This window comes from Agromyces sp. NPDC058110 (assembly GCF_042884735.1).
Taxonomy (GTDB): domain Bacteria; phylum Actinomycetota; class Actinomycetes; order Actinomycetales; family Microbacteriaceae; genus Agromyces.
The window spans coordinates 387938-404865 of record NZ_JBHVTI010000002.1; the positions used below are offsets into that span (position 1 = coordinate 387938).

14 protein-coding genes are annotated in these 16928 nt (G+C 72.1%); 11 read left to right on the top strand and 3 right to left on the bottom strand.

Annotated elements, in window-relative coordinates; translation table 11 throughout:
• Positions 1 to 9: 9 nt before the first annotated feature.
• The 8 genes from ACFVS8_RS06360 (at position 10) to prfA (ending at position 11216) form a co-directional block, all read left to right on the top strand.
• Positions 10 to 1683, top strand: a complete 1674-nt coding sequence (locus ACFVS8_RS06360; RefSeq protein ID WP_387059086.1) for an arginine--tRNA ligase — start codon at positions 10 to 12, stop codon at positions 1681 to 1683.
• Positions 1684 to 1741: 58 nt separating this feature from the next.
• The gene (locus ACFVS8_RS06365) at positions 1742 to 2800 is read left to right on the top strand and encodes a DUF2993 domain-containing protein (RefSeq protein ID WP_387059089.1); all 1059 of its coding nucleotides are present in this window, start codon (positions 1742 to 1744) and stop codon (positions 2798 to 2800) included.
• Between the two features lie 155 nt (positions 2801 to 2955).
• Complete coding sequence (gene lysA, locus ACFVS8_RS06370) at positions 2956 to 4404, top strand: diaminopimelate decarboxylase (RefSeq protein ID WP_387059092.1); 1449 nt, start codon at positions 2956 to 2958, stop codon at positions 4402 to 4404.
• Positions 4401 to 5711: a homoserine dehydrogenase gene (locus ACFVS8_RS06375; protein ID WP_387059094.1), complete on the top strand. Its 1311-nt coding sequence runs from the start codon at positions 4401 to 4403 to the stop codon at positions 5709 to 5711. Before lysA ends, ACFVS8_RS06375 begins: the two co-directional genes overlap by 4 nt.
• On the top strand, positions 5708 to 6808 hold the full coding sequence (thrC, locus tag ACFVS8_RS06380; RefSeq protein ID WP_387059096.1) for a threonine synthase: 1101 nt from the start codon (positions 5708 to 5710) through the stop codon (positions 6806 to 6808). Before ACFVS8_RS06375 ends, thrC begins: the two co-directional genes overlap by 4 nt.
• Entirely contained in the window at positions 6805 to 7764 is a 960-nt protein-coding gene (gene thrB, locus ACFVS8_RS06385; protein ID WP_387059099.1) for a homoserine kinase, read from the top strand. Before thrC ends, thrB begins: the two co-directional genes overlap by 4 nt.
• Positions 7765 to 8019: 255 nt before the next feature.
• The gene (gene rho, locus ACFVS8_RS06390; protein ID WP_387059102.1) at positions 8020 to 10131 is read left to right on the top strand and encodes a transcription termination factor Rho; all 2112 of its coding nucleotides are present in this window, start codon (positions 8020 to 8022) and stop codon (positions 10129 to 10131) included.
• Between the two features lie 8 nt (positions 10132 to 10139).
• Positions 10140 to 11216 carry a peptide chain release factor 1 gene (gene prfA / locus ACFVS8_RS06395; RefSeq protein WP_387059104.1) on the top strand — a complete coding sequence of 359 codons (1077 nt, stop codon included), beginning with the start codon at positions 10140 to 10142 and terminating at the stop codon, positions 11214 to 11216.
• 90 nt (positions 11217 to 11306) lie between these two features.
• Here prfA and epsC read toward each other — a convergent pair whose 3' ends face one another.
• Both epsC and cysK read right to left on the bottom strand, forming a co-directional pair.
• A complete protein-coding gene (gene epsC, locus ACFVS8_RS06400; RefSeq protein ID WP_387059107.1) occupies positions 11307 to 11885 on the bottom strand; it encodes a serine O-acetyltransferase EpsC in 579 nt (192 codons plus the stop codon).
• A gap of 4 nt (positions 11886 to 11889) precedes the next feature.
• The gene (gene cysK / locus ACFVS8_RS06405) at positions 11890 to 12825 is read right to left on the bottom strand and encodes a cysteine synthase A (RefSeq protein WP_387059110.1); all 936 of its coding nucleotides are present in this window, start codon (positions 12823 to 12825) and stop codon (positions 11890 to 11892) included.
• A 96-nt stretch (positions 12826 to 12921) separates the two neighbouring features.
• Here cysK and prmC point away from each other — a divergent pair, with 96 nt between their 5' ends.
• The gene (gene prmC, locus ACFVS8_RS06410; RefSeq protein ID WP_387059113.1) at positions 12922 to 13806 is read left to right on the top strand and encodes a peptide chain release factor N(5)-glutamine methyltransferase; all 885 of its coding nucleotides are present in this window, start codon (positions 12922 to 12924) and stop codon (positions 13804 to 13806) included.
• A gap of 113 nt (positions 13807 to 13919) precedes the next feature.
• Here the strand turns inward: prmC and ACFVS8_RS06415 are convergent, their stop codons facing one another.
• Positions 13920 to 14969: a TetR/AcrR family transcriptional regulator C-terminal domain-containing protein gene (locus ACFVS8_RS06415; protein WP_387059116.1), complete on the bottom strand. Its 1050-nt coding sequence runs from the start codon at positions 14967 to 14969 to the stop codon at positions 13920 to 13922.
• A gap of 124 nt (positions 14970 to 15093) precedes the next feature.
• Between ACFVS8_RS06415 and ACFVS8_RS06420 the strand changes: the two genes are divergently transcribed.
• Complete coding sequence (locus ACFVS8_RS06420) at positions 15094 to 16032, top strand: ATP-binding cassette domain-containing protein (protein ID WP_387059119.1); 939 nt, start codon at positions 15094 to 15096, stop codon at positions 16030 to 16032.
• Between the two features lie 5 nt (positions 16033 to 16037).
• Positions 16038 to 16871 carry an ABC transporter permease gene (locus ACFVS8_RS06425; RefSeq protein ID WP_387059122.1) on the top strand — a complete coding sequence of 278 codons (834 nt, stop codon included), beginning with the start codon at positions 16038 to 16040 and terminating at the stop codon, positions 16869 to 16871.
• Positions 16872 to 16928 lie beyond the last annotated feature (57 nt).

The window sequence follows — 16928 nt, forward strand, 5'->3', positions numbered from 1 at the left end:
GATTTGCGGGTGACTCCCGACGACCTCTCGCGCGCCCTGTTCGACCTCGTGACCGCCATGGTCGAGCGACGTCGGCACGCCGGCGCCGAGGTCGAGGTGGCCCTGACGCCCGAGCAGATCGTGCTCGAGCGCCCCAAGAACCGCGACCACGGCGACTGGGCGTCGAACATCGCGATGCGCCTCGCGAAGCCGCTCGGCTCCAACCCGCGAGAGATCGCGACCGACCTGGCCGAGGGCCTCGCCGAGGTCGACGGCATCACGAGCGCCGAGGTCGCCGGCCCCGGCTTCATCAACGTGCGCCTCGACGCGGCCGCCGCCGGTGCGCTGGCCAAGGCCATCGTCGACGCGGGCGCCGCCTACGGACGCACCGACAAGCTGGCCGGCTCGCGCATCAACCTCGAGTTCGTGTCGGCCAACCCGACCGGGCCGCTGCACATCGGCCACACCCGCTGGGCCGCCCTCGGCGACGCCATCTCGCGCGTGCTGCGCGCGGCGGGCGCCGACGTAGCGAACGAGTACTACATCAACGACGCGGGCAACCAGATGCAGAACTTCGGCCTCTCGGTGCTGGCCGCGGCCAAGGGCGAGCCGACGCCCGAGGGCGGCTACCCGGGCAGCTACATCGCCGACCTCGCGCAGCGCGTGCTGGCGCGCGAGCCGAACCTGCTCTCGCTCGCCGACGACGTAGCGCTGCACACCGCGACCGAGATCGCCTACGAGCTGCAGCTCGGGGAGATCGAGGCGTCGCTCGAGCGCTTCAACGTGCACTTCGACATCTGGACCAGCGAGCGCCGCCTGCACGCGAAGAACGACGACGGCTTGTCCGACGTCGACACCGCCGTCGAGCGCCTGCGCGCGCAGGGGCACGTCTACGACAAGGATGACGCGGTCTGGGTGCAGACCACCGACTTCGGCGACGACAAGGACCGCGTGATCCGCCGCGGCAACGGCGTGTACACGTACTTCGCGGCCGACGCCGCCTATTACCTCGACAAGGGCGACCGCGGCTTCGGCCACAAGATCTACCTGCTCGGGGCGGACCACCACGGCTACGTGCACCGCCTGAAGGCGCTCGCCGGCGCCGCGGGCGACGACCCCGAGCGCGACATCGAGGTGCTCATCGGGCAGCTCGTCTCGATCAACGGCGCGAAGCTCTCCAAGCGCGCGGGCAACATCATCGAGCTCGACGATCTGCAGGCCTGGCTCGGCACCGACGCGCTGCGCTACACGCTCGCGCGCTACCCGGCCGACTCGCCGCTCACGATCGACCCCGAGATCCTCACGCGCCGCACGAACGACAACCCCGTCTTCTACGTGCAGTACGCCCACGCCCGCACCTGTGCGGTCGATCGCAACGCGGCATCCGTCGGCGTCGATCGCTCGAGCTTCGCGCCCGAGCTGCTCGAGCACGAGACCGAGTCGGCCCTGCTGGGCGCGCTGCAGGAGTTCCCGCGCATCGTGGCCCAGGCGGCCGAGCTGCGCGAGCCGCACCGCGTCGCGCGCTACATCGAAGAACTGGCGGGTCTCTACCACCGCTGGTACGACAACTGCCGCGTGCTGCCGCTCGGCGAGGAGCCCATCGGCGACCTGCACCGTACTCGCCTGTGGCTGAACGACGCGACCGGCCAGGTCATCCGCAACGGCCTCGACCTGCTGGGGGTCTCCGCGCCAGAGCGCATGTGACCCGGGTACGCTGCTCCGGCACGCACGCACGCCAGGCACCATCAGCACGGAGGTTCACGTGAGCACACCCCGCGACGACTTCGACGAGACGGATGCCGCGGGCGGCCGCGCGTCCGACGACGCCGCGGTCGCGGGCCGGGCGCCCGATGCGGCCGAGCCCGACGGGGCGGCCCCCGAGCCCGACGAGCAGTTGCAGCCGACCGCGGTGCTCGAGCCGCTGTCGGCCGATCACCAGCCGACCGAGGTCATCCCTGACGGCGTGACCGCGGGCGCTGCCTCCTCGACCGCGGCCGGCGCTCCTGGCGCGGCCGGCGCTGGCGCGGGCGTGGGCGGGGACGCCGCGCCGCGAGACACCGGCCGCCCCGCCGCCGGGTCGGGCGCCGGTCGACGTCGCACCGGGCGCGGCTGGATCATCGCCGGCGCGATCGTGCTCGTCGTCGCGGCGCTCCTCGTGATCGCCGACCTGGTCACCCGCTCGGCCATCGAGCAGCGCATCTCCGAGCAGGCCGAGGCCGGACTCCCCGAGCAGGTCGAGGGCGACGTCGACGTGCAGATCGGCGGGTTCTCCATGCTCGCGCAGCTGCTCACCGGATCGATCGGCCGGATCACCGCCGATGCGCCCGACCTGCAGGTCGACGGCTCGCCGATCGCCGTGCACCTCGTCGCGAACGGCGTGCCCGTGCAGCAGGGCGGCACGATCGACTTCGTCGAGGGCACGGTGACCGCCGACGAGGCCGCCCTCAACGCGCTCGTCGACGTGCCCGGCGTCGACGGCGAGATCACGCTCGGCGACGGCGTCGTCGGATATCGGGGCAGCATCGAGCTCCTCGGCATCGAGGTCGGCTACTCGGTGACTGCCGAAGCCGAGGCCGCCGGCACGTCGGTGCTGCTGACGCCCGTCGGCGTCGAGCTGGGGTCGGGCGACCGCTCGCTCGTGCTCGACGACCTGCCCGGTCTGCTCCGCAACCCGCTCGACGTGTGCGTGGCCGACCGCCTGCCGCAGGGGGCCGAGGTCTCGGGCATCGAGGTCACGCCCGGGCAGGCCGTCATCTCGTTCCAGGCGCGCGATCTCGCGCTCGACGAGGAGTCGCTCGAGGTCACCGGCAGCTGCGACTGACGTCGGCGTCACGCGATTCGGCCGCGGCCTGAGCACTCGGTAGACTCGCCGGAGGCCGCTCCACAAGGGCGGTTCGCAGCAGGCTTCGCCGAATCGATCCGGGTTCGCTCGCCGCGAGCGAGGCTCACGATCCACCACGTCCCCGAAGGTTCCCCGTGGCAACGACCACCGCAGTCCCCGGATGGCTGCACGCGCCAGCCGACGCCAACGCGCTCGCCGACCAGGTCTGGCCCATCGGCGCGCACCGCGACGACGCAGGCCGGATCGTCGTCGGCGGCGTCGACGCCGAGACGCTCGCGGCCGCCTACGGCACGCCGCTCTACGTTGTCGACGAGGCCGACGCCCGGGCCCGCGCACGGCGCATGCTGGCCGCATTCGAGGCGGCCGCGGCATCCGTCGGCACCTCGGCCGCGGTCTACTACGCGGGCAAGGCCTTCCTCTCGAGCGAGATCGTGCGCTGGGTCACGGGCGAGGGCCTGGCGGTCGACGTGTGCAGCGGCGGCGAGCTCGCGGTCGCCCTCGCAGCCGGGGCCGACCCCGCCCGCATCGGGTTCCACGGCAACAACAAGTCGCTCGCCGAGATCGAACGCGCCGTCGGCGCGGGCGTCGGGGCGATCATCCTCGACTCCGAGATCGAGATCGAGCGCGTCGCCGAGGCCGCCGAACGCGCCGGCCGCGTGCAGCGCGTGCGCCTGCGCGTCAACAGCGGCGTGCACGCCTCGACGCACGAGTTCCTCGCGACCGCGCACGAAGACCAGAAGTTCGGCGTCTCGCTCGACCGTGCGGTCGAGCTCGGCACGCGCATCCGCTCGCACGCGTCGCTCGACTTCCTCGGCCTGCACTGCCACATCGGCTCGCAGATCTTCGACTCGGCCGGCTTCGCCGAGTCCGCCGAACGCCTGCTCGCCGCGCACGCCGAGCTCGCGCGCGTCGCGCCCCTGCCCGAGCTGAACCTCGGCGGCGGCTTCGGCATCGCCTACACGTCGGCCGACGACCCGACGCCGATCGAGCAGATCTCGCAGGGCATCGCCGACGCCGTCGCGCGCGCGTGCCGCGACCACGGCGTGCCCGTGCCGAAGCTCGCCTTCGAGCCGGGCCGCTCGATCATCGGCCCGGCCGGCATCACGCTCTACACGGTCGGCACCGTGAAGCCCGTGCCGATCGAGGGCGGCTGGCGCCACTACGTCTCGGTCGACGGCGGCATGAGCGACAACGCCCGCACCGCGCTCTACGGCGCCGACTACACGGTGCGACTCGCGGGCCGCATCTCCGACGAACGCCCGTCGCTCGTGCGCGTCGCGGGCAAGCACTGCGAGTCGGGCGACATCGTCGTCGACGCCGACTACCTGCCGCACGACGTCGGCCCCGGCGACCTGGTCGCCGTCGCGGCCACCGGCGCCTACTGCTGGTCGCTCGCGAACAACTACAACCACGTGCCCCGCCCGCCCGTCGTCGCCGTGCGCGACGGAGCCTCCCGCGTGATCGTGCACGGCGAGACGGTCGACGACCTGCTCGCGCGCGACGCCGGACTCGCGGCACCGCCCGCATCACCTCACGCTGCACCGCACTCCGCACCGAACTCCACCGGAGGAACCACCGCATGATCGAGTACCGCTCCATCCGAGTCGGCCTCCTCGGAGCCGGCTCGGTCGGCTCGCAGGTCGCCCGGCTCCTCCTCGAGCACGGCGACGAGCTCGCCCAGCGCATAGGCGCGCGCATCGAGCTCGTCGGCATCGCGGTGCGCGACGTCGACGCGAAGCGCGACGTCGACCTGCCACGCGAGCTCCTCACGACCGACGCCGACGCCCTGATCCTCGGATCCGACATCGTCATCGAGCTCATGGGCGGCCTCGAGCCCGCGCGCACGCTCGTGCTGCGCGCGATCGCCTCGGGCGCCGACGTGGTCACCGGCAACAAGGCGCTGCTCGCGACCCACGGCCCCGAGCTCTTCGCGGCTGCCGAGCAGGTCGGTGCGCAGCTCTCGTACGAGGCCGCCGTCGGCGGTGCGATCCCGATCCTCCGGCCGCTCCGCGAGTCGCTCGCCGGCGACCGCGTCGAGCGCATCCTCGGCATCGTGAACGGCACGACGAACTTCATCCTCGACCGCATGGACACCACGGGCGCGTCCCTCGAAGACGCCCTCGCGACGGCCACCGAGCTCGGCTACGCCGAGGCCGACCCCACGGCCGACATCGGCGGCTACGACGCCGCGCAGAAGGCCGCGATCCTCGCGAGCATCGCCTTCCACACGAACGTGCCGGTCGAGTCCGTGCACCGCGAGGGCATCACCGAGGTGAGCGCCGCGCAGGTCGACTCGGCCCGTCGGGCCGGCTTCGTCGTGAAGCTCCTCGCGATCTGCGAGCGCCTCGTCGACGCCGAGACCGGCGAGGAGGGCGTCTCCGCACGCGTCTACCCCGCACTCGTACCGCGCGAGCACCCGCTCGCCTCGGTGCGCGGCGCGAACAACGCCGTCTTCGTCGAGGCATCCGCCGCCGGCCCGCTGATGTTCTACGGCGCCGGCGCCGGAGGCGTGCAGACCGCCTCGGCCGTGCTCGGCGACCTCGTGGCCATCGCCCGCCGGCACGTCATCGGCGGCCCCGGCATGGCCGAGTCCACGCACGCCGAGCTGCCGATGTTCGACATCGGCCGCATCACGACGCGGTACGCGATCACGCTCGAGGTCGTCGACGAGCCCGGCGTGCTCGAGCGCATCGCCCGGGTCTTCAGCGAGCACGGCGTGTCCGTCGAGCAACTCCAGCAGACGGTGAGCGGAGGCTCCGAGCGGGCTACGCTGGTGATCGGGACGCACGAGGCGACGGAGTCCGCGCTCGCCGAGACCGTCACCTCCCTCGCCGAGAACCCCGTCGTCGCATCAGTCGCGTCCGTCCTCCGAGTCGAAGGAGCATTGTGAACACCCCCATCACCCCCAAGGCCGATTCGCGTCAGTGGCGCGGCGTCATCCGCGAGTACGCCGACCGCCTCGACGTCACCGAGGCCACGCCGGTCGTCACGCTCGGCGAGGGCGGCACGCCGCTCCTGCCGGCACCGGCGCTCTCGCGCCGGACGGGCGCCGACGTGTGGGTCAAGTACGAGGGCATGAACCCGACCGGCTCGTTCAAGGACCGCGGCATGACCATGGCCGTGACGAAGGCGGTCGAGCGCGGCGCGAAGGTCGTCATCTGCGCGTCGACCGGCAACACCTCGGCCTCGGCCGCGGCCTACGCGACGCACGCCGGCATCAAGGCCGCCGTGCTCGTGCCCGAGGGCAAGATCGCGATGGGCAAGCTGAGCCAGGCCATCGCGCACAACGGCGAGCTCCTGCAGGTGCAGGGCAACTTCGACGACTGCCTCGACATCGCCCGCGACCTCGCGGCGAACTACCCGGTGCACCTGGTCAACTCGGTCAACAACGACCGCATCGAGGGGCAGAAGACCGCGGCCTTCGAGATCGTCGAGGCCCACGGCGACGCGCCCGACTTCCACTTCATCCCGGTCGGCAACGCGGGCAACTACACCGCGTACACGCGTGGCTACCGTGAAGACATCGCGGCGGGCAACGCCACGCGCATGCCCCGCATGTTCGGCTTCCAGGCCTCGGGCTCCGCGCCGATCGTGCGCGGCGAGCCGGTGCGGAACCCCGAGACCATCGCGAGTGCGATCCGCATCGGCAACCCGGCCTCTTGGGAGCTCGCGCTCTCGGCCCGCGACGAGACCGACGGCTACTTCGGCGCGATCGACGACGACAAGATCCTCGAGGCGCAGCGCATCCTCTCGGCCGAGGTCGGCATCTTCGTCGAGCCCGCGTCGGCCATCTCGGTCGCCGGCCTGCTCGAGCGCTCCGCCGCCGGCGTCATCCCCGCGGGCGCGCGCGTGGTGCTCACGGTCACCGGCCACGGCCTGAAGGACCCCCAGTGGGCCCTCCGCACGGCCGACGGCTCCGACGTGCAGCCCACGATCGTGCCCGTCGACACGGCCCAGGTCGCCGCCGTGCTCGGACTCACCTCATGAGCATGTCGGCCGCGTCGACGGCGACCGGCCCCGCAGACCTCGTCGGTCGTCGGGTGCAGGTCAAGGTCCCCGCGACGAGCGCCAACCTCGGCCCCGGGTTCGACACGCTCGGCCTCGCGCTCGCGCGGTACGACGAGCTCGAGGTCGAGGCGACCGATGCGGCGGCCCACGAGATCCACGTGCACGGCGTCGGCGAGGGCGAGGTGCCGCTCGACGAGACGCACCTCGTGGTGCGCGCCATCGCGCACACGTTCGCCCGCGCGGGCGTCGAGCTCCCCTCGATCCGCCTCGTGGCGCACAACAGCATCCCGCACGGGCGCGGGCTCGGCTCGTCGGGTGCGGCGATCGTCGCCGGCGTGGTCGCGGCATCCGGTCTGCTCGAGGGCGTCGTCGACTTCAGCGCCGACGACCTGCTCGAGATCGCGACCGAGCTCGAGGGCCACCCCGACAACGTCGCGCCCGCGCTCTTCGGCGGGCTCACGATCGCGTGGGTCACCCCCGAGGGGCCGCGGCACAAGAAGCTCATCGTGCACCGCGGCGTCTCCCCGCTCGTGCTCGTGCCCGAGCACGAGATGTCCACGGCGCTCGCGCGTTCGCTGCAGCCCGAGTCGGTGCCCCACGAAGACGCCGTGTTCAACGTGTCGCGTTCGGCGCTGCTCATCGCCGCCCTCATCCAGAGCCCCGAGCTGCTGCTCCAGGCAACCGAAGACAAGCTGCACCAGAACTACCGCGCACAGGCGATGCCCGAGACCGACCGGCTGATCCGCGTGCTCCGCGCCGCTGGCCACCCGGCCGTGGTGTCGGGTGCCGGGCCGTCGATCCTGGTGCTCGCGAGCGATCCGAGCGCACGGGCCGACGCCATCCGGCTCGTCGAGGACGAGGCCGAGACGGCATGGCAGCCGCTGCCCCTGGCGGTCGACTTCCTCGGGGCGACGGTCGCGCCGGCGGCTGACTGACCGCGGGGAGCCCGCTCTCCGTTTCCGTTCTCCACAGGTGCGTCGCGAGTCGGCGCAGCGCTCGTCGGGTGATAGCATGGAAGAGCACCCGACGAGCGACGCACCGTTTGCGTTCAACGTCGCATCGTGCAATTCCCGCAATCCCATTGCTTTCGCACTCGCGCACGTCTGCGCTTCGCGCATGACCGCTGACGCGCCGGCGACCAGCTCTCCTGGGTCGGCAGCTCTTGCCACCAGGGGAAAGGAACATACCCAGTGACCAACGCAACCGACCACGCCGATCAGAGCGCGGCCAACCGCACCCGACTGTCCGCCCTGAAGGTGGCCGAGCTCCAGGAGCTCGCGGCCTCGCTCGGCATCGCCGGCGCCTCCAAGCGCCGCAAGGGCGAGCTCGTCGACCTCATCGCCGACCACCAGGCGGGCGAGACCGCGGCCGAGGGCGACGCGGCTCAGGCCGTCGTCGAGGCGCCCGTCGTCGAGGCGCCCGTCGTCGAGATCCAGGCCGAGCCCGCGGCCCCCGCCGTGGGCGCCGACGAGGCCGTCGACGCCCCCGTCGAGGCGGCTCCCGCCGAGGCCCCCGCCGCCCCGGCCCGCACCCGTCAGGGTCGCCAGCCGCGCCGCGCGACGAGCGCCACCACCGCCGCGGCGCAGCACGCGAACGCCGGCGCCTCCGGCGTCGAGCTCGTGCCCGCCGCATCCGGCGCCGACACCGACGAGGCCCGTGAGGCGGCGCGCGCCGCCGTTCGCGAGGAGCTCGCGGCCGCGACCGGCGAAGCCGGCCGCTCGGCGCAGCCCGAGGGCGAGGGCGAGCAGTCCTCCGATCAGCCCCGTCAGGGCCGCAGCCGCAACCGCGGCCGCCGCGGCGGCGAGCGCGACCGCGCCGACCGTGCAGCCGGCGACGAGCAGAAGGGCGGCGACGCCCAGGGCCGCCAGAACGGCAACGGCCAGCAGGGCGGCAACGCCGACGCGCGCAAGGACGAGCAGCAGGGCGGTCGCCAGCAGCGCGAGCGTCAGGGCGGCGACGAGGCCAAGCAGGGCGAGAACCGCCAGCAGCAGGGCCAGCAGAACCGCGGCGGCGGCAACGCCGAGGCGCTCGACGCCGAGGGCGGACGCCGCAACCGCTACCGCGACCGCAAGCGTCGCGGCCAGGCCGGCGGCGACGAGCTCGAGCCCGAGATCCTCGACGACGACGTGCTCGTGCCCATCGCGGGCATCCTCGACGTGCTCGACAACTACGCGTTCGTGCGCACCACCGGCTACCTGCCCGGCCCGAGCGACGTCTACGTCTCGCTCGGCCAGGTCAAGAAGTACAACCTGCGCAAGGGCGACGCGGTCGTCGGCTCGATCAAGCAGCCGCGCGACGGCGAGTCCAACAGCCGTCAGAAGTACAACGCGCTCGTCAAGGTCGACTCGGTCAACGGCCAGACGATCGAGGAGTCGGGCGCCCGCGTCGAGTTCCAGAAGCTCACGCCGCTCTACCCGCAGGAGCGTCTGCGCCTCGAGACCGAGCCCACCAAGCTCACGCAGCGCATCATCGACCTCGTCGCGCCCATCGGCAAGGGCCAGCGCGGCCTCATCGTCGCGCCCCCGAAGGCGGGCAAGACGATCGTGCTGCAGCAGATCGCGAACGCCATCTCGATCAACAACCCCGAGGTGCACCTCATGGTCGTGCTCGTCGACGAGCGCCCCGAAGAGGTCACCGACATGCAGCGCACGGTGAAGGGCGAGGTCATCGCCTCGACCTTCGACCGCCCGGCCGAGGACCACACGACGGTCGCGGAGCTCGCCATCGAGCGCGCGAAGCGCCTCGTCGAGCTCGGCCACGACGTCGTCGTGCTGCTCGACTCGATCACCCGCCTCGGACGCGCGTACAACCTGGCCGCTCCGACCTCGGGCCGCATCCTCTCCGGCGGCGTCGACGCGTCGGCGCTGTACCCGCCGAAGCGCTTCTTCGGTGCTGCGCGCAACATCGAGAACGGCGGCTCGCTCACGATCCTCGCGACCGCGCTCGTCGAGACCGGCTCCAAGATGGACGAGGTCATCTTCGAGGAGTTCAAGGGCACCGGCAACAGCGAGCTGCGCCTCAGCCGCCAGCTCGCCGACAAGCGCATCTTCCCGGCCGTCGACGTGAACGCGTCGAGCACCCGCCGCGAGGAGATGCTGCTGAGCCCCGACGAGGTCAAGATCACCTGGAAGCTCCGTCGGGCGCTCGCCGGCCTCGACCAGCAGCCGGCACTCGAGGCCGTGCTGGGTCGCCTGAAGGAGACCCAGTCCAACGTCGAGTTCCTCATGCTCATGCAGAAGTCGATGCCGGTCGGGGCCAACGGCCACGGCGCCTCGCACGCGAACGAGCACGACCACCGCTGAAGGCTCCCGTGTTCGAATCCGTGAAGGGCATGCTCGACGAGCACGCCGAGCTCCAGGAGGCGCTCGCCGACCCGGCGCTGCATGCCGACGCCGCGCGCGCGAAGAAGGTGAACCGGCGCTACGCCGAGCTCAGCCGGATCGTGGCGGCGAACACGGCCTGGCTCCAGGCGCAGGAAGACCTGGCGGCCGCCCGCGAACTCGCGAAGGAGGACGACGCCTTCGCCGAAGAGGTGCCGGCGCTCGAGGCCGAGCTCGCGCAGGCTCAGGAGAAGCTCCGGCGACTCCTGATCCCGCGCGATCCCGACGACGGCCGCGACGTCATCATGGAGATCAAGGGCGGTGAGGGCGGCGCCGAGAGCGCGCTGTTCGCGGGCGACCTGCTGCGCATGTACATGCAGTACGCGCAGTCGAAGGGCTGGAAGGTCGAGCTCCTCGACCAGAACGAGTCCGACCTCGGCGGCTACAAAGACGTGCAGGTCGCGATCAAGTCGAATGCGACCGATCCGTCGCAGGGCGTCTGGGCGCACCTGAAGTACGAGGGCGGCGTGCACCGCGTGCAGCGCGTGCCCGTCACCGAGACGCAGGGCCGCATCCACACGTCGACCACCGGCGTGCTCGTCTTCCCAGAGGTCGACGAGCCCGAAGAGGTCGAGATCAACCAGAACGACCTCAAGATCGACGTGTACCGCTCGTCGGGGCCCGGCGGCCAGTCGGTCAACACGACCGACTCCGCGGTGCGCATCACCCACCTGCCCACGGGCATCGTGGTGTCGATGCAGAACGAGAAGTCGCAGCTGCAGAACCGCGAGGCGGCGATGCGCGTGCTCCGCGCCCGCATCCTCGCGCGCCAGCAGGAGGAGCTCGACGCCGCGGCCTCAGACGCCCGCAAGTCGCAGATCCGCTCGATGGACCGCTCCGAGCGCATTCGCACGTACAACTTCCCCGAGAACCGCATCGCCGACCACCGCACCGGCTACAAGGCGTACAACCTCGACCAGGTCATGAACGGCGCACTCGAGTCGATCATCGAGTCGGCCGTCCAGGCCGACGAGGAGGCCCAGCTCGCGGGCCTCGGCGACGACTGACCGGCTCGGCGACCGGGCCGGGCGCCCGGGTGCCGACACGACGAAGGGGCGGATGCTGCGGCATCCGCCCCTTCGTCGTCTCGATCGTGCTCAGATGTGCCAGTCGTGCACGCCGCGCGACGAGTCCGCCGCGGCGGCGCTCAACGGACGCGGCACGGCGGGAACGCCGACGAGCAGCGAGTGCGGGGGAGCGCTGCGCGTGACGACCGCGTTCGCGCCGACCGCGCTCCACTCCCCGATGGTGATGTCGCCGAGCACCTTGGCGCCCGCACCGACCGTGACCCCGTCGCCGAGGGTGGGGTGGCGCTTCGTGCCGGGAGGCGTGTTGCGCGGCGCCTTTCCGCCGAGCGTCACCCCGTGGTAGAGCATGCAGTCGTCGCCGACGATCGCGGTCTCTCCGATCACGACGCCCATGCCGTGGTCGATGAAGAAGCGTCGCCCGATGGTCGCACCCGGGTGGATCTCGATGCCCGTGAGGAATCGCGTGAGCTGGGAGATCACCCGCGCCGGGAATCGGAACCCGGCCGCCCAGAGTCGATGGGCCAGTCGTGAGGCCCACACCGCGTGCAGGCCCGAGTACACGAAGAAGACCTCGAGATCGCTGCGTGCGGCAGGGTCGTGCGCACGGGCGGTCGCGAGGTCTTCTCTCAGTCGGGAGAAGATGCTCACCCGATCAGTCAAGCAGACCTTCGTAGAGCACGGTCGACAGGTAGCGCTCACCGTAGCTCGCGAGGATCACGACGATCGTCTTGCCGGCGTTCTCGGGGCGCTTGGCGACCTGGATCGCGGCGTAGACCGTGGCGCCCGACGAGATGCCGCCGAGGATGCCCTCTTCGGTGCCGAGCTGTCGCGCGGTGGCGACGGCCTGGTCGATGTTCACGTCGAAGATCTCGTCGTAGACCTCGCGGTCGAGGATCTCGGGCACGAAGTTCGCGCCGATGCCCTGGATCTTGTGGGGGCCGGGGGCGCCGCCGTTCAGGATGGGCGACTCCTCGGGCTCGACGCCGATGACCTGCACCTCGGGCTTGCGCTCCTTGAGCACCTGTCCGACGCCCGAGATGGTGCCGCCGGTGCCGATGCCCGAGATGAAGATGTCGACGCCGCCGTCGGTGTCGGCCCAGATCTCCTCGGCGGTCGTGCGACGGTGGATCTCGACGTTGGCCTGGTTCGCGAACTGCTTGGCGAGCACCGCGCCGGGGGTCTCGGCGACGATCTGCTCGGCGCGCGCGACGGCGCCCTTCATGCCCTCGGAGCCGGGCGTGAGCACGAGCTGCGCGCCGTAGGCCTTGAGGAGCGCCTTGCGCTCGGCCGACATGGTCTCGGGCATCGCGAGGATGACCTTGTAGCCGCGCGCCGCGCCGACCATGGCGAGGGCGATGCCGGTGTTGCCGCTGGTGCCCTCGACGATGGTGCCGCCGGGAGCGAGCTCGCCCGAGGCCTCCGCGGCGTCGACGATGGCGATGCCGAGGCGGTCCTTGACGCTCGCGGAGGGGTTGTAGAACTCGAGCTTGCCGAGCACGGTGGCGCCCGCACCCTCGGTGACGCGGTTCAGGCGCACGAGCGGGGTGCGACCGAAGGCCTCGGTGATGTTGTCGAAGATCTGGGCCATGGGTGGGCTTCCTCTCGGGTGTGGGTGCGGCGTCGGACGCCGTCGCCAAGCCTAGGACGGGGGTTCCCCGGGGTCACGTGCATTACATTCCATTTCATGGATGAACGGATGCCGCGGCCCGCCGACGATCGTTCGGCGCGGGCCGTGCGCGACACCGTGGTGGCGCGGCTGCAGGCGGCGGGCGTGCCCGACGCCGAGGTCGACGCCGAGCTGCTCATGGGCCACGTGCTCGGGCTCACGCGCGGGGGCGTGCAGGCCCGGCTGATCGTCGGCGCCGACCTCGACGAGGCGGAGGTCGCGGCGCTGGCGGCGTTCGTCGGGCGCCGGGCCGCGCGCGAGCCGCTGCAGCACATCACCGGCAGGGCGCCGTTCCGCCTCCTCGACCTGCAGGTGGGCCCGGGGGTGCTCGTGCCGCGGCCCGAGACCGAGGTCGTCGCGCAGCTCGCGATCGACGCACTGCGCGCGGTGCCCGCCGAGGCGCCGATCGCGGTCGACCTCGGCACGGGCAGCGGTGCGCTCGCGCTCGCGCTCGCGACGGAGGTGCCGCATGCGCGCGTGCACGCGGTGGAGCTCTCGCCGGAGGCCGCGGACTGGGCCGAGCGCAACATCGCGGAGGTCGGCGCCGACGTCGACCTCGTCGTGGGCGACCTCGTCGACGCGTTGCCCGAGCTCGACGGCCGCGTCTCGGTCGTGGTGTCGAACCCGCCGTACGTGCCCGTGGCCGAGCTGCCGAGCGACGTCGAGGTGCTCGTGCACGATCCCGATGTCGCGCTCTACGGCGGCGACGACGGGCTCGACGTGATCCGTGCGCTCTCGGTGCGCGCGCTGGCCCTGCTGCATCCGGGCGGCACGCTCGTGTTCGAGCACTTCGAGACGCAGTCGGAGGCGATCGCGGAGCTGCTTCGCGCCGACGGCTGGCGGGCGATCTCGCACCACCGCGACCTCACAGGGCGCGATCGGGCGACGACCGCGACCCGCTGACCCGCGACCCGCGACCCGCGACCCGCTGACCCGCGACCGCCGAGCACGACCCGTCGGCGACGCGGATCACGGGTTTTCGACGCGGGGCGCAGGGCACACGGTATCCGGCGGGCTCACCCGCGTCGTTGGGCGCGCTCCTGCTCGCGGGCCTCTCGCTCCAGGTCGCGTTCCGACCGCTCGCGTGCGCGCTTGATGGCCTCGCGCTCGCGCTTCTGCGCCTCGCGCAGCAGCTTCTGGGCCTCGCGAACGCCCTTCTCGGCCTCGCGCCTGGCCTTGGCGGCCTCTCGCACCTCCGGATCGCGCGGAGGCTCGAGCGCGAGCAGCGCGGCGTCGGCGACCGCGGCGTCGGCGGCCGGCGCGGCGTCTCCGATCCGGCCTTCGCCGCCGTGGCGCTCGACGTAGGTCTCGATGCCGTCAAGGATCCGCGAGAGGCCGAACACGAAGTCGGGGGCCGTGTCGGGCGCAGGGTCGCCGACGCCGCTCGGCTCCGCGTACGAACCGGCCTGGAAGAGCGGGGCGAGGTCGGGGAACCGCTCGGGCGTGACGAGCTCCATGAGGGCGCTGAGCGACTGCTCGCCGGTCGCCTCGGCGATGGCACCGGTGGCCGCCGCGGCCGCGATGTCGCGATCCTGGGCGCTCGTGGCGCGGGCGTAGCTGGTGCACAGGAGGAGCGTGGCCATCTTCTCGCCGTCGTCGAGCGGCAGCGCGCGCACCTCGCGGAGGAACCAGTCCACGATCATGAGCGAGTTCGGCGTGAGCGGGGCGCCCGAGACGGGGATGTCGACCAGCCACGGATGCCGCTGGTAGCCGGCCCTGATGCCGAGCACCCACGCGGTGACGCCGTCGCGCCACCCGCGTTCGAGGCTCGCGTCGGGCACGGGCAGCTCGCTCGCGGCCTCCTGCATGAGCAGCACGAGGTCGTCCTTGCTCGTCACGTAGCGGTAGAGCGACATCGTCGTGAAGCCGAGCGTGGTCGCGACCCGGCTCATGGAGACCGCCCCGAGTCCCTCAGCGTCGGCGATCTCGATGGCGACCTCGACGATCCGCTCGATCGAGAGCTCGCGCTTCGGCCCGCGCTGGGGATGGGCGGCGACCCCCCACGCGAGCGCGACGCCGCGGGGGAGTTCGGGGTCTGGTCGCTGTGCTGCACCCTGTTCGGCCATGGACGTCCGTTCGCTCGGTCTTGACGACAGTCTAGAACTGTGTATTACTGAAACCACCATGTATGTCATAAACAGTTTGCGCCGCACGCAGAAATCGGTCGCAGGCCGGGAGATCGGGGACACCATGCCACTCGCCATCGACGCTCGCGGGCTCCGCAAGCGCTTCGGTTCCGACGACGTGCTCGCGGGGCTCGACCTCGCCGTGCCCGTCGGGACGATCTTCGCCCTGCTCGGGCCCAACGGGGCGGGCAAGACCACGACCATCAACATCCTCACCACGCTCGTGCGGCCCGATGAGGGCACCGCATCGGTCGCCGGCCACGACGTGGGCTCGCACCCCGACGAGGTACGTCGCCGCATCAGCCTCACCGGGCAGTCGGCTGCCGTCGACGAGGTGCTCTCGGGCACCGAGAACCTCGTGATGCTCGGCCGGCTCTCCGGCCTCTCCGCGCGGCGCGCCCGCACCCGGGCCGCCGAGCTCCTCGAACGGTTCGACCTCGCGGATGCCGCGGGCCGCCGGGTCGGGACCTACTCGGGCGGCATGCGGCGACGCCTCGACCTCGCGCTCAGCCTCGTCGTGCCGGTGCCGGTCATCTTCCTCGACGAACCGACCACCGGACTCGACGCCCGCAGCCGGCAGGAGCTCTGGTCGGTCATCCGCTCGCTCGCCGACGACGGGGCCACGGTGTTCCTCACGACGCAGTACCTCGAGGAGGCGGACCGCCTCGCCGACCGCATCGCGGTCCTCGACCGGGGCCGCATCGTCGCGGAGGGCACCGCCGACGAGCTGAAGGCGCGCATCGGCGGAGAGGTCGTGCAGCTGCGCGATGGGGCGGGCGCCGTGGTCGCCGAGCTGCCCACCGACGGCACCGTGCACGGGCTCCGCGCCGCAGTGGAGCAGGTCGACCGCCTGCCCGCCTCGGCAGACCCCGGCGCGACGGTCGCGATCAGGCGCCCGAGCCTCGACGACGTGTTCCTCGCGATCACCGGCCGCGACGCGGCATCCGACACCGAAGACCAGGCCGAACCGGGCCGCCGCAGCGAACTGCAGGAAGCGAAGTGACCACCATGACCACGACCACCCTCGGTACCAGGGGCCGGTCCGCGACGGCCGCCGCCGAACCCATCGCCGCGCGCCCGCGCATCGGCGCGCTGACCGCCGAGGCGGTCTTCATCGGCCGCAGCTTCCGGCACTCGGTGCGCGACGTCGAGGCCCTGCTGATGGCCGTGCTGCTGCCGGTCATGCTCATGCTGATGTTCACATGGATCTTCGGCAACGCGATCGACCCGTCGGGCGGCTACGTCGACTACGTCGTGCCGGGCATCATCCTGCTCTGCGCGGGGTTCGGCTCGGCGTCCACTGCGGTCTCGGTCGCCAACGACATGACCACCGGCATCATCGACCGGTTCCGCACCATGCCGATCCGCAGCGGCGCCGTGCTCACCGGCCACGTGGTCGCGAGCCTCGTGCGCAACCTCTTCGCCACCGCGCTCGTGATCGTGGTCGGCGTGCTCGTCGGGTTCCGTCCGTCGGCGACCCCGCTCGAGTGGGTCGGCGTCTTCGGCATCGTCGCGCTCTACATCCTCGCGATCACGTACCTGTTCGCAGCCATCGGCCTCGCGGCGGGCACGCCCGAGGCGGCGACCGGGTACGGCTTCATCCTGCTCTTCCTCCCGTACATCTCGAGCGCGTTCGTGCCGGTCGACACCATGCCCGAGTGGTTGCAGCCCATCGCGGGCAACCAGCCCATCACGCCCGTGATCGAGACCATCCGGGCGCTGCTCGACGGCACTTCGGTCGGTGCCGAGGCGTGGTGGGCGGTCGGCTGGTGCCTGGTGATCATCGCGGTGGCGGCGGTGTGGGGCGCGGCGCTGTTCGCGCGCAAGGCGGGGCGCCGCTGAGCTTCGCCCCAAACGATGATCAGGACGACGGATGCCGCGGGCCGGGCGCGGCTCGCG